Source organism: Mesoflavibacter sp. CH_XMU1404-2, assembly GCF_037029465.1.
GTDB lineage: Bacteria > Bacteroidota > Bacteroidia > Flavobacteriales > Flavobacteriaceae > Mesoflavibacter.
The window spans coordinates 41,863-55,382 of the sequence record NZ_JAYMEM010000031.1; the positions used below are offsets into that span (position 1 = coordinate 41,863).

The window sequence follows — 13,520 nt, forward strand, 5'->3', positions numbered from 1 at the left end:
ACGAATGAATAAGAATTATATTTTTATACTAATTGGCGGAATTATAGCCTTTTATGCTAATGCTAACGAGAAACAAAATATTTTTTTACTTGTACTAGGAATTGTAATTTTAATGTTTGGTATTTACAAGCTACAAGCAACTATACCTAGTAAAAAAAATAAGCAAACTTTTGTTGAATCCGAACCAGAAGACGAAGAAGAATAATGTTAAAAATTGGAGATAAAGTAGAGGTTTTAGATGATGTTCTATCTGGAACAATAACGGCTATAAACGGCAATACAGTTACTATTGAAACTGATGAAGGTTTTGACTTAGATTTTAATGCCAATGAATTGGTTAAAACTGGTTCTAAATCTATAAACCAAGATGCTTTTAAATTAGCTAGTATTAATGAAATTCTTTCTGAAAAAACAGAGAAAAAAAGACGAAATACTCAAAAAATAAAACCTAAAGAGCGATATCAACCAAAACTAGAAGTCGATTTACACTTACATAAACTAATTGACAACGAGCGTGGTATGAGTAATTTTGATAAACTTAATCTTCAATTAGATACCGCAAGACGACAGTTGGAGTTTGCTATTAAAAAGCGCATCCAAAAAGTAGTCTTTATTCACGGAATTGGTGAAGGCGTCTTAAAAATGGAGCTAGAAACACTTTTTAGTCGTTATGATAATATTAAATACTACGATGCAGACTACAAAAAATATGGTCTAGGCGCAACTGAAGTTTATATTTATCAGAATGCTTAATTAAAATTCAGGAGTGATATTTCTTGTACTGCTTAAATCAAAGTCGTTTGTATTACTAATATCAATTAAATTACCAAAATCATAGGTTTGATATTGAAATGATGAAAAATCTAAACCGTATGCTATCATTCTTACTTCAAAAGTATTATAAATAGTATGTTGTCTGTAAGACGTAGCCAGTAAAGGTGTTGTAACTTGATCGTTTAGATAATCAGGACCAGCGTTAGGGTCTGTTACATCATTAGTAGGGTTGTTGTCTTGTGTTGTTGCGTTTTCTTCGTCAATGGTTAGTGTACCATCACCATCATCATCATTATCTCTGTAATTTGGTATGCCATCTCCGTCAGTATCTAAAGCATTAGCTTCCAGTTCGGCTAAAGTCATTCCTTCTTCAAAAGTTACTCCTTCACTTATAGTTAGTACATTGTCACCGTCATCGTCTGGATCCATATAATTTGGGATACCATCACCATCAGTATCATCGTCATTTAAATCTCCGTTTCCATTTAAATCTTCTAAATATGCAGGAATACCGTCGTTATCATCTTCAATTAAAGTTACAAAAAAGGTAAAATCTCCGCTAGAGGTATAGTCTTCTGTAATTTGGATATTATCTGGTGGCACATCGTTGCAAAAAATTCCTTCGGTAGAAGAGGCGTAACTTCTGTATTTAAAAGTATGGTTACCACCTACATTATTTTGGTCGTATTCTGTGTTGACTAACTGTAATCTGTTTGGGTTGTCAGGATGTACTTCAGTTTGAATTAAGTTGCTTATAACAAATTCACTACCAGTAATTTGTAAAGTCAGACTTTGACTTGGGTTTGTTTTATAAATCACCAAATCACCACAAGCTCTAAAGGTATCATCAAACTCTAATTCGCTAGTAATAATATCTCCATCATCACAGGTAAAAAGAGATAAACAAAGTATAGATAAAGCAAATATTTTGCGCATAATTTCAATTTTAAAAAACAAAAATAACAGAATTGCCAAACTTATAACGCAACCATTAACAATTAATTTTATTTAAAGTATTTTTGCGTATAATTAAAGTGAATTTTAGATGAAATCTGTCTATTTAGATAATGCCGCCACAACAGCTATATTACCAGAAGTTGTAGATGTGATGACAAAAGTTTTAACAGAAACTTATGGCAATCCATCTTCGACACATAATTACGGTCGTAATGCTAAAGCTATAGTAGAACAAGCTAGAAAAACCATAGCTAAGCAGTTAAATGTGTCTTCATCTGAAATTATTTTTACTTCTGGTGGTACCGAAGCAGATAATTTAATTCTCCAAAGTGCAGTAAAAGATCTTGGAGTAAAAACAATTATTACTACAAAAATTGAGCATCATGCTGTTTTAAATACTGTTAATTATTTAAGTAAAAACTATGCTATAGAAATAGTCTTTTTAGATTTAGATGAAAACGGGCAAATTAATTACAATCAATTAAGTGAAACACTAGAAAGTAAAGAAAATGTTTTAGTAAGCTTAATGCATGTTAATAATGAAATTGGTAACATTTTAGATATTAAAAAAGTAGCCGATTTATGCCAAGCTAATAATGCATTATTCCATAGTGATACAGTACAATCTATTGGACATTACAATTTAGATTTAGAAGCTATAAAAGTAGATTTTATAGCTGTAAGCGCACATAAATTTCATGGACCAAAAGGTGTTGGATTTGCTTTTATTAGAAAAAATTCTGGTTTACATCCAATGATTTTTGGAGGCGAGCAGGAGCGAGGTCAACGTGCGGGAACAGAATCTATTCATAATATAGCAGGCTTAGAAACAGCATTTAAAATAGCCTATCAAAATCTTGAAAACGATAAAGAACACATCACTAATTTAAAAGTCTATTGTTTAGAGCAGTTAAAGTCTGTAATACCATCTATTTTATTTAATGGACAATGTGATGATTTAGAAAAAAGTACTTATACCATTATCAATTTTAGATTACCAGAACTATCTAAAAATGCAACGATGATTCAGTTTCATTTAGATTTAAAAGGAATTGCATGTTCACGTGGTAGTGCTTGCCAAAGTGGAAGCACAAAAAACAGTCATGTTTTAGAGGCTATTTTAGATGATGAAGATTTGAAAAAAGCATCTTTACGTATTTCTTTCAGTAAATTTAATACTAAAGAGGATATAGATTATTTATTAGCTGTTTTGAAAGATTTGTTTTGAAATCTATTTTGAAAGAATACTCTTGTTAAAGATGTTTTAATAATATTTCTAAATTCTTAAAATAATACTAAAGTTAAGCTTTTGTAAGGATAATATCACAACAAAAATTCTTCTGAGTGTGAGATATTCCATAAATTTAAAATACACGCATATTCATTTAAAAAATTACTGCTATGAAAAAGAAATTACTTTTTTTGATGGCTGTGTTGTTATATACTTTAAACTATTCACAAGTAGGAATAGGTACAACAACTCCGGATCCATCATCTATCTTAGAAATTGAATCTTCTACCTTAGGAATGCTAACTCCTAGAATGACAACTGCACAACGTAACGCAATAACAAATCCTGCAAATGGATTATTGGTATACGACACAGATTTTGGCTTGTTTTATTTTTACGATAGTACTTCTTGGCAACCTCTATCGTCATCTCAACGTAATAATTACAAATTAATTAAAAGTGAAGCCGATTTAGCTGCCGAGTTAGTTGCTGGTAGTGGCACAACTTATCTTCTAGACTCAAACACATATTACGAAATTAATGGACTTATAACGCTGTCTTATCCAATAGAGCTAAATAACGCCTATGTAGCAGGAGAAGATACTAATAATGATATTTTATTAAGGACTACAGGAAATATATTTGAAGGAGATACAGGTGGATCTGTTAGAAACTTAACTTTACAAGCTTCTGCAGGTTCAGTTTTTAATTTATCTGAAATAACTAATACCCAAAATTTAATTTTAAGAGATGCTTTTATTGTTAATTCTGCTTCTGTTGGTAGTATTACAGGATTTAATTTAGTCTTTTTTAGTATTGTACAATATGTTGGTAATACTACAGGTATAGTTTTTACAAATATAAATCAATTACTTCTTAATTCTGAAGGTTGGGATGGGAGTAATTCAGGTACTTATCAAACCTTTGTTGGTAATTTTGAAGTTATAGCAAAACAAGGTGGGTTTAGTGAAGTTGTAGGTGCTACAGCAGCAATAGATGTAGTAGGTATAACATCTTTAACAGGAGGAGGCACATTAAGAACTGTAGACTTTTTTGGAGGCGGTAATTATATAAATGGACCAGGAACTTATACTAATTATAATTTTAATACCGATTGGGATGTTGATTGTGCAGGAATACCAGTAGAAAAAGATGCAGTTGCAGCTGGTAATTTTTATTATAATGGAGCCGTAACTAGTGGTTTTACTCAGGAAATAAGTGATGGAATAGCAGTAGAAGTGGAAGGTAACGGTACTTTTGCTAGTAATAATTTATTTAGGTTCACTACGAATGGAGGAAATAATGGATTGCAATATGAAGGTTTAAAAAGTAGGCAATTTCAAATTAATGCTACATTATCAGTAAGAGTAATTAATGCTGCAGGTAATTTTTATGCATTTTATATAGCGAAAAACGGAACAGTTTTAACAGAATCTAGATCTATTGTATATATAGATTCTAATGCGCAAATTCAAAACGTTGCAATTAATCAAAATACCATTTTAAACACTAACGATGTTGTAGAGCTGCACGTGCAGAGATTAACAGGTTCTGGAGACGATGATTTAGTGATTTTTTCTGAAAATTTAAGTATAAACTAAAATCTCATAGTTGTTCTTACATTAAACACTCTTGGTGTTAAATAATTGGGTATAGCATATTGACGTTTACTGTACACATCTCTAACCCATGTGTTGGTTATAGAGTTTTGTACATTAAAAACATTAAATATTTCAAAGCCAAAAGACAATTCTTTAAACGGTTTTTTCCAACCACTATCAAATTGTTTGTCTTTATCAACTAATACAAATTGTAATCCGACATCTGCACGTTTGTAGTCTGGTAAGCGGTTTTGGTATACGTAAGGATCTGCATAACTTGGTGAGCCGCCAGGTAAACCTGTATTGTATACTAAATTTAAGTACATTTTCATACTAGGTATGTTTGGTACATAATCTTGAAATAACGCAGCAAACTTTAGTCGTTGATCTGTTGGTCTAGGTATGTAGCCTCTATCATTAATGTTTTCTTCGGTTTTTAAATATCCAAAACTAAACCAACTTTCGGTACCAGGAACAAACTCACCATTTAAACGTAAATCTAATCCGTATGCATAAGCTTCTGCATTATTATTTGCTCTGTATCTTATTCTAACATTTTCTAATGTGTATGGATTAACATCGGTTAGTTTTTTGTAATACGCTTCACTAGTTAATTTAAAAGGTCTGTCCCAAATTTTAAAGCTATAATCATTCCCAACAACTAAATGTATAGATTTTTGTGCTTTAACATCTGCATTAACAACACCAAATCGATCACGTAATTCTCTGTAAAATGGTGGTTGGTAATATAATCCTCCACTTATTCTAAACAGCATATCTTTATCCCAGTTAGGCTTTATGGCAAATTGCGCACGCGGAGAAAATACAGATTGACTAACAGATTGATTGCTTAACGCGTCATCTACAGTCCAACTATGACTTCTTACACCAGCATTGTACCAAACATCGTGTTCGCCAATTTTACTGCGTAAACTCCATTGTACATATGCTTGCAGACGATTTATAACTGTACTATTAGTAGCTCTAACGTTTTGATAGGCTTCTAAAGGACCTTGGTAAGGCTCATAAGGTTGCTCGTTAAACGCATCAGAACTTGGTGGATTTATAGAAAATCCTGCAGAATCTATAACTTCCCATTCTACTAATCGGTCTCTAATATCTTCATTTGTATATTTAATTGAAAACTTAAATTCGTTTTCATTTTTAGTGTAAGTTCCTTTTGCTTCTATGGTAGAAATTAACGCATCTAAATCGTTACGACCATGGTTAAGTTGGCTTCCAATACCTTCTGCAAATTCGACTTCACCAAAATTATCATCGCCAATATTACTGTTTACTTCACCTAAAGCATATTGTGCTAATATGTCAAAATACTCTTCTTCAGTTGTGTGGTAAGTAGAGGTAACAAGACTTAAGTCTAAATCGTCATTTACTTTATAATTAGCACTTAAAGCTCCAAATAATGTTTGGTATTGATCTTTTTCTTGGCCTTCATATCTTACGACTAATGCTAACGGATTATCTAATGTACCAAAGTTGGTTTGACGAGTAAGCGGAATATAATCGTAGTCGTTTAAGGACGCATTTCCTAAAAAGCTAAGTTCAAATTTATCGGTAAATCTGTAAGTGAAATAACTTTGAAGATCTGCAAAAGTAGGGTTGAAGTTGGTTTCTGTTTCTTGTGCATCTACCAATAAGCTATTATCTCGGTATCTTAAACCAACAATACCAGTAAATTTTGAGTCTTTACTAGCTGTTTCAACCGCTAAACTTCCACCTAAAAGGCTTAAATCTGCAGCAACACCAAATTCGGTTGGCTTTTTATAAGTGATATCTAAAACTGAAGACAATTTATCGCCATATTTAGCTTGAAATCCACCAGCAGAAAATTCGATATTACTTACTAAATCAGAGTTGACAAAGCTTAAACCTTCTTGTTGTCCAGAGCGGATTAAAAATGGACGATAGACTTCAATACCATTAACATAAATAAGGTTTTCATCATAATTTCCACCACGTACCGAGTATTGTGTACTTAACTCGTTATTACTGCTTACACCAGGTAAGGTTTTTAAAAGATTTTCTACACCAGCTTGCGCACCAGGAATTTTAAGTAGCACTTCTGGCGCTATGGTAACAATACCTTCAACATCTTTTCGTTTTTTTCCGCTTAAAACAACAGTTGAAATCTGTACAGCATCTTCTTTCATTACTGGGTTAAACTCGAAAATTTCACCATTTTTTAAGTTGAAAGTCGCTTCTACATTTTTAAGTGATACATGAGAAAAAACAACTGTAACATCTGTGTTTGCAGGTATTTTTAAAGAGAAAAAACCATTATTATTTGTTTGTGTTCCTAAGTCTCCACTTTTTATGTTAACAGCTTCAATAGGTTGGTTAAATTCATCTAAAATCACACCATTTATAGTGGCTGTTTGAGCCAAAGTGAAAATTGGTATTAAGACAAAAAGAAGCTTTAAGGTTAGTTTTAGTTTTTTCAAAGGTCTAAAAATTTATTTTCTATGGAAAGTTGCCTCAAATGTAGTACTATTTCCAACATTATCTGTTACAATTACTTTTAAATTGTTGTTGGTATCTTTAACGACATTATCTTTAAAATCGTGTACAAGCATATCGGTTTTGTAATCATATTCCATTAAAATCCACTTTCCGTTAACGGTTGCTCGATAATTAGAAATACCAGTTAGCTTATCTTCAATTTTAAGTTTTAAAAAGCGGTATTTACTCATCCATTTTCCGTCAGTAAAATTAACGGGTTCTATGGTTGGAGCAACAGTATCTCTTGCTAAACAGTAAGTGCCTAAATCGTTGGTTCTGGTATATAAAACATTATCTTTTTGTTTAGTTGAAGAGTAACTAGGAAAATCATTCCAACCAACTAACCTTGCAATATAAAGTTGTTTTAAATCTTCTTGAGAATAGCCAGTTATATCATAATTTATAGTGAAATATTTACTGGCAGCTTTATTATTGTCATGCACTTTTACTGTGTCTGAATGCACTTGAAAGTCCATAAAAAAGTTATCGTAAAAAGTTTCTTTAGGAATATCTACAGTTATTTTATCTTTTTCTAGGATAACATTTTCTTCTCTATTAATGTAATATTGAGAAGTGAAGCTGGGCGCAGTTTCGGTCACAGGAGTAGTATCACCATTAATGTTTATGTCAATAATTGTAGTATTGCCTTCAAAATCTTCAACTTTAATTTTATATAAAGACGCTATAGAATCGTAAATCATAACATATCCATCATCTACTAAATTTTCATACATACTTAAAGGGTTATTAGTATCTAAAAATAGTTTTTGAAGACGTTCTTTTTCTTCAGAATAATGTGGATAATCAATTAAACGGTTAAGATGTTTTGTTTCGTCAAACGAAAAACGCTTAAAATTAATAGTGAAATTAGGCATACCATTTAAAGCAGTTTCAATTTTATAAACGCCATTTTTATTCGCAGCTAAATCTTGTCTGTCTATGGTATTTATAGCAAAACCAATTTTACCGTGTGCTTTAATGTCTTCAACTTTATAATCGCCATTTTGAAGCGGAATTAAACGCAATTTTTGCTTTAAATTAGAATTGTTAACATGTGATAATTCGTTAATTGGGTAAGCGTAAATACTTCTTACTATTGGTTTTTTAGAGTCTTTAACTTTAATGCCAAACAATAAAGGATTTATAGGTCGTTCTAGGTTATCTCTAATTTCATAATGAAGATGTGGTCCGCCAGAACTACCTGTGTTTCCTGAATAAGCAATAACTTCTCCTTTTGTTAAAATAAGTTCGTTGTTTGTTGGAAAAACTTCAATTTCAAAAGATTCTTGTTCGTATTGTTTCTTTTTAATAAAGCTTTCAATTTTATCAGAAAAACGTTGTAAATGTGCATAAACAGTAGTGTAACCGTTTGGATGTGTAATGTAAAGCGCTTTACCGTATCCAAAATGAGCAATTTTAATCCTACTTACGTAACCACTTGCAGCAGCATAGACTTTTAAACCTTCTCGCTGTTTAGTTTTAATATCTAATCCAGAATGAAAATGATTGCTTCTAAGTTCTCCAAACGTACCAGCTAAAATAGTTTCGCCATCCAAAGGTGAAGCAAAATAATCTTGCGGGTACATATTTTGAGCATTGATAAAACTTGAAAAAAATAAAAAGAGAAATGTTATAAATCGCATAAAATACATGTTACTGCTAAAATAGAAATAAGGTTTTAATTAGCAAACAAAAATCAATAACTAGACCAACCAATTGATTTTTAAATACTTTTTTAAAAATAAAATTTTATGAAAAAACAATTGTATAATCCTACGGTTTGATTAACTTTGTAAGATAAGTATAGGTATTAGCAGAATGAGTAAAATTGAAGACATTGTTGATAATCTAGAGCAAAAAATTAGCAAAGTCTTAAAGAGACAGCAAGTTTTAAAAGCAGAAAATGCTAAGCTAAAAGAAGCATTGCAACAATCTCAATCAGTGTTAAAAGCCAAAGACCTAGAATTAGATAATTGGCAAGAAAAATATAATACACTTAAAATGGCTAACACCATACTTGGCAGTGACAATGATAAACGAGAAACAAAGCTCAAGATAAATGCATTAATTAGAGAAATTGACCATTGTATAAGTCAATTATCTAGTTAAAATATTAAGATTAATGGCAGACACACTAAAAATAAAGTTATCAATAGCAAATAGAGTGTATCCATTAACAATTGCACCAAGCCAAGAAGAAGGCTTAAGACTAGCTGCAAAAAAAATTGAAGCTATGATAAAGCAATTTGAGCAAAGTTATTCTGTTAGAGATAAGCAAGATGTATTGGCAATGTGCGCATTACAATTTGCTAGTCAAGTAGAGCAGAGTATATTAGATAAAGAGTACGTGTCAGAACATGTTGAAGAAAAATTAAAAGCCTTAAACAATATGTTAGACACACATTTAAGTTTATAAAGTAAAACGTTCATAACACATAAAATAATAGGTTACTGCCTACATTGATTATCTTTTTGAGAAACTCAACGTTAATTCTTTAAAAAGGGTGAGTTTAAGCTGTAAAAGCATGCTGCTAATACTACGTATTTGGGCAGATCCTTGATCAGTTTGTTAGCCCTAAACTTGTTTTTAAGGAGTTTTTTTCAAAACAAAATTAATGTAGGCTTTTTTTATATATAATTAATCAACAATGGATAATACAATTTTAATAATTGCTGGTATTGCAATTGGAGCCTTAATAGGTTTTATTATTGCAAAAATGCTAGAACGAAGTAATGCATCAAAGCTAATTAAAAGTGCAAAAAAATCTGCAGCAGCTATCGTAAAAGAAGCAAATGCAGAAGGAGAAAGCATTAAAAAAGATAAAATTTTACAAGCTAAAGAAAAGTTTTTAGAGCTAAAGGCAGAGCATGAAAAAGTAATCATGAGCAGAGACAAGAAAATGTCTGATGCCGAAAAACGTATTAGAGATAAGGAATCTCAAGTATCAAGTGAGTTATCAAAAACTAAAAAACTTAATGCAGAAATAGAAGAAAAATCTAATGATTTTGATCACCGTTTAGATGTTTTAGATAAAAAACAATCAGAGCTTGATAGACTACATAAAAGTCAAGTAGAGCAGTTAGAAGTTATTTCTAGTTTATCTGCAGACGAAGCTAAAGAACAGTTAATAGAATCTTTAAAAGGTGAAGCAAAAAGTGATGCTATGGCTTATATCCAAGATAAAATGGAAGAAGCTAAATTAACAGCACAACAAGAAGCTAAAAAGATTATTATTAACACCATACAACGTATTGGTACAGAAGAAGCAGTAGATAACTGTGTATCTGTATTTAATATAGAAAGTGATGATGTAAAAGGACGAATTATTGGTCGTGAAGGTAGAAACATTAGAGCTATTGAAGCTGCGACAGGTGTAGAAATTATAGTTGATGATACGCCAGAAGCAATTATTCTTTCTTGTTTTGATTCTGTAAGACGTGAAGTTGCACGTTTATCGTTACATAAATTAGTAACAGATGGACGTATACATCCTGCACGTATTGAAGAAGTAGTTAAAAAGACTCAAAAACAAATAGAGCAGGAGATAATAGAAGTAGGTAAGCGTACCGTTATCGATTTAGGTATTCATGGTTTACATCCAGAATTAATAAAAATGGTAGGACGTATGAAGTATCGTTCTTCTTACGGTCAAAACTTATTACAACACTCGCGTGAAGTTGCTAAACTTTGTGGTGTAATGGCAGCAGAATTAGGATTAAATCCTAAATTAGCTAAAAGAGCAGGTCTATTACATGATATAGGAAAAGTGCCAGATGCAGAAGCAGATATGGAAACACCTCACGCTATTTTAGGTATGCAATGGGCAGAAAAATTTGGTGAAAAACCAGATGTATGTAATGCTATTGGTGCTCACCATGATGAAATAGAGATGAAGTCTTTATTATCACCAATAATTCAAGTGTGTGATGCGATCTCTGGAGCAAGACCAGGAGCAAGACGTCAAGTTTTAGATAGCTATATACAACGATTAAAAGATTTAGAAGAAATAGCATTTGGCTTTAGTGGTGTTAAAAAAGCCTACGCAATACAAGCAGGTAGAGAATTACGTGTTATTGTTGAAAGTGAAAAAGTAAGCGATCAAAATGCTGCTGATTTATCGTTTAATATTTCTCAAAAAATACAAACAGATATGACTTATCCAGGTCAAGTTAAAGTAACTGTAATTAGAGAAACAAGAGCAATAAATATTGCTAAGTAAACAAAAAATATAATAGAGAATTAAAATAAAAATCCAGCCTAGTGCTGGATTTTTTGATTAGGTAAATGAAGTGTAAAGGTTGTACCTTCATTAATAGTACTTTCTACATCTACAGAGCCGCCAAAGGCTTCTAATTGGTTTTTTACTAAATACAAACCAACACCTTCTGCATCTGGATTATTATGAAATGTTTTATATAAGCCAAAAAGATCATTTTTAAATTTATCTAAGTTTATGCCTATACCATTATCTTTTACAACTAAGTTTGTGTGTGTATCAAAACATTCAGAAGCAATTAAAATCTCAGGATTTCGTTTAGGATGTTTATATTTAATTGCATTGGTTACTAGATTCTGAACTATACTATATAAATAAGACTTGTTAAAATTAACGCTACAATCATCAGAAATACTAACTTTTATATTAGCGCTCTTTTCTGAAATCAAATATTCTAAATCTTTTAAAACGTTATTTATCTTGGCATTGAGCTTAATGTTTTCACTTGTTTCTTCTGGTTTAGACTGTATGGAAACAATTTCACTTAAATCATTTATAGTTTTAGTTAATGATTTTGAAAGAGTTTTCATGTAATCAAGCATTTCCTTTTTTTCATCTTCATTTTTAGCTTCATCATAAAACTGAAGTAAACTTTCAAAATTCCCTGCGTGTTGTTTTAGGTTGTGAGTTACAATGTGAGCAAAGTTTTGTAGTTTACTATTCTTCTTTGCAATAAGATCTAAAGTTTCTTTTATTTTTTGCTCATTGTCTGCATAATCGGTAATATCTACATGTGTACCAATAACTCTTGTAGCTTCTCCTAGTAGGTTTTTTTCTATATATTGACCACGATCTAAAACCCATCTATAAGTACCGTCTTTATGTAATATACGATGCTTGTTCTCGTAATTGGGAAGTAAACCATTTAAGTGGTCTTTAAAGTCTTTAAAATATTGTTCTTTGTCTTCTGGATGAACACGATCATTCCAGTCATTAATATTTTGACCAAAAGCATCATCATCTTCAAAGCCTATTATAGCTTTAGAAGGTTTTGAAAAGAAAATTTTATTGGTTTCAGTATTAAAGTCCCATATACCAACTTTTGAAATTTCTAAGGCAAGTTGCCATTTTACGTTTTCAAAATGTTCGTCATTGGAGTTTAACTTAAGCTCTTTTAATAACTGTGACATACAGAAAGTACCGTTGCGTTAATTTAAGATTAAGCTAGCATAAGGGATTCAAATACAAACTTATAGATTATCTGTTTAATGGCAAAAATATTTCGATGAAATGCATATCTACTTTCTTGGGTGAAAATTGTTAATCACTTGTGTTAAGTGACTTCTGTCTATATGTGTATAAATTTCTGTGGTTGTAATACTTTCGTGACCTAGCATTAACTGTATAGCTCTTAAATCAGCTCCATTTTCTAGTAAATGCGTAGCAAAACTGTGTCTAAAAGTATGTGGTGATATTGTTTTTTGAAGATTAATAGCTTTAGCTAAGTCTTTAATGATAGTAAAAATCATAGCTCTTGTAAGTTGTTTGCCTCTTCTATTTAAAAATAAGATGTCAGAATGTTCTGGATTGATGTTTAAGTGATTTCTAATTTCATTCTTATAAATATCAATATATTTTTGAGTGTGTTCCATTATAGGTACAAAACGTTGTTTGTCTCCTTTACCTGTAACTTTTATAAACCCTTCATTAAAAAACAAATCAGATATTTTTAGGTTTATTAGCTCACTAACTCTTAATCCACAACCGTAAAGTGTTTCTAAAATTGCTTTATTGCGTGTGCCTTGCGGATGACTTAAATCAATAGCTGCTATAAGATTATTTATTTCGTTTAGAGATAATGTATCAGGAATTTTTCTTCCAATTTTAGGAGCTTCAATATGATCTACTGGATTGTCTTCACGATAGTTTTCAAAAATTAAGTAATTAAAAAAGCCTTTAATACCAGATATTAATCTTGATTGAGACCGCGCATTAAGTTGTTTTGCGGTTTGATATATAAACTCTTTAATAGTTTCTTTAGAAATATGTACTGGGCTTTCAGTATTATTGGTTTCTTTTAAAAAGACTATAAGTTTTTCGACATCTAACACATAGCTATTTATAGTATTGTCTGATAGACCACGTTCTATTTTTAAGTAGATTGAAAAATCATTTTTTGCTTGGCTCCAATTCATAGTGTAAATGTATGGATAAAAGTAG

At 31.1% G+C, this 13,520-nt stretch carries 12 protein-coding genes and 1 other RNA gene; 8 read left to right on the top strand and 5 right to left on the bottom strand.

Annotation, left to right across the window (positions count from 1 at the left end; genetic code table 11):
* Positions 1-4: 4 nt before the first annotated feature.
* The gene (locus tag WA327_RS14550; protein ID WP_336070926.1) at positions 5-205 is read left to right on the top strand and encodes a hypothetical protein; all 201 of its coding nucleotides are present in this window, start codon (positions 5-7) and stop codon (positions 203-205) included.
* A complete protein-coding gene (locus WA327_RS14555; RefSeq protein WP_407942472.1) occupies positions 202-753 on the top strand; it encodes a Smr/MutS family protein in 552 nt (183 codons plus the stop codon). The genes WA327_RS14550 and WA327_RS14555 overlap by 4 nt, the downstream gene beginning before the upstream one ends.
* Here WA327_RS14555 and WA327_RS14560 read toward each other — a convergent pair whose 3' ends face one another.
* Positions 754-1,710 (bottom strand): hypothetical protein, encoded by a 957-nt coding sequence (locus WA327_RS14560; RefSeq protein WP_336070930.1) that lies wholly within the window; start codon positions 1,708-1,710, stop codon positions 754-756.
* 109 nt (positions 1,711-1,819) lie between these two features.
* On the opposite strand from WA327_RS14560, the gene WA327_RS14565 reads away from it, so the two are divergent.
* The gene (locus WA327_RS14565) at positions 1,820-2,959 is read left to right on the top strand and encodes a cysteine desulfurase family protein (RefSeq protein WP_336070932.1); all 1,140 of its coding nucleotides are present in this window, start codon (positions 1,820-1,822) and stop codon (positions 2,957-2,959) included.
* A gap of 173 nt (positions 2,960-3,132) precedes the next feature.
* Positions 3,133-4,563, top strand: a complete 1,431-nt coding sequence (locus WA327_RS14570; protein WP_336070934.1) for a cell wall anchor protein — start codon at positions 3,133-3,135, stop codon at positions 4,561-4,563.
* On the opposite strand, the gene WA327_RS14575 is transcribed toward WA327_RS14570, so the two are convergent.
* The gene (locus tag WA327_RS14575; protein ID WP_336070935.1) at positions 4,560-7,025 is read right to left on the bottom strand and encodes a carboxypeptidase-like regulatory domain-containing protein; all 2,466 of its coding nucleotides are present in this window, start codon (positions 7,023-7,025) and stop codon (positions 4,560-4,562) included. The genes WA327_RS14570 and WA327_RS14575 overlap by 4 nt on opposite strands.
* A gap of 12 nt (positions 7,026-7,037) precedes the next feature.
* Positions 7,038-8,669 carry a M23 family metallopeptidase gene (locus WA327_RS14580; protein WP_336070936.1) on the bottom strand — a complete coding sequence of 544 codons (1,632 nt, stop codon included), beginning with the start codon at positions 8,667-8,669 and terminating at the stop codon, positions 7,038-7,040.
* Between the two features lie 232 nt (positions 8,670-8,901).
* Between WA327_RS14580 and WA327_RS14585 the strand changes: the two genes are divergently transcribed.
* From WA327_RS14585 to rny, 4 genes are all read left to right on the top strand, one after another.
* Positions 8,902-9,192 carry a hypothetical protein gene (locus tag WA327_RS14585; protein ID WP_027879936.1) on the top strand — a complete coding sequence of 97 codons (291 nt, stop codon included), beginning with the start codon at positions 8,902-8,904 and terminating at the stop codon, positions 9,190-9,192.
* A gap of 13 nt (positions 9,193-9,205) precedes the next feature.
* On the top strand, positions 9,206-9,499 hold the full coding sequence (locus tag WA327_RS14590; RefSeq protein WP_027879937.1) for a cell division protein ZapA: 294 nt from the start codon (positions 9,206-9,208) through the stop codon (positions 9,497-9,499).
* 63 nt (positions 9,500-9,562) lie between these two features.
* Positions 9,563-9,681, top strand: a non-coding RNA gene (ssrS, locus tag WA327_RS14595) — 6S RNA.
* A 50-nt stretch (positions 9,682-9,731) separates the two neighbouring features.
* Complete coding sequence (gene rny, locus WA327_RS14600; protein ID WP_336070938.1) at positions 9,732-11,303, top strand: ribonuclease Y; 1,572 nt, start codon at positions 9,732-9,734, stop codon at positions 11,301-11,303.
* A 38-nt stretch (positions 11,304-11,341) separates the two neighbouring features.
* Here the strand turns inward: rny and WA327_RS14605 are convergent, their stop codons facing one another.
* Positions 11,342-12,490 (bottom strand): PAS domain-containing sensor histidine kinase, encoded by a 1,149-nt coding sequence (locus tag WA327_RS14605; RefSeq protein ID WP_336070940.1) that lies wholly within the window; start codon positions 12,488-12,490, stop codon positions 11,342-11,344.
* A gap of 108 nt (positions 12,491-12,598) precedes the next feature.
* On the bottom strand, positions 12,599-13,495 hold the full coding sequence (gene xerD, locus WA327_RS14610; RefSeq protein ID WP_336070941.1) for a site-specific tyrosine recombinase XerD: 897 nt from the start codon (positions 13,493-13,495) through the stop codon (positions 12,599-12,601).
* Positions 13,496-13,520 lie beyond the last annotated feature (25 nt).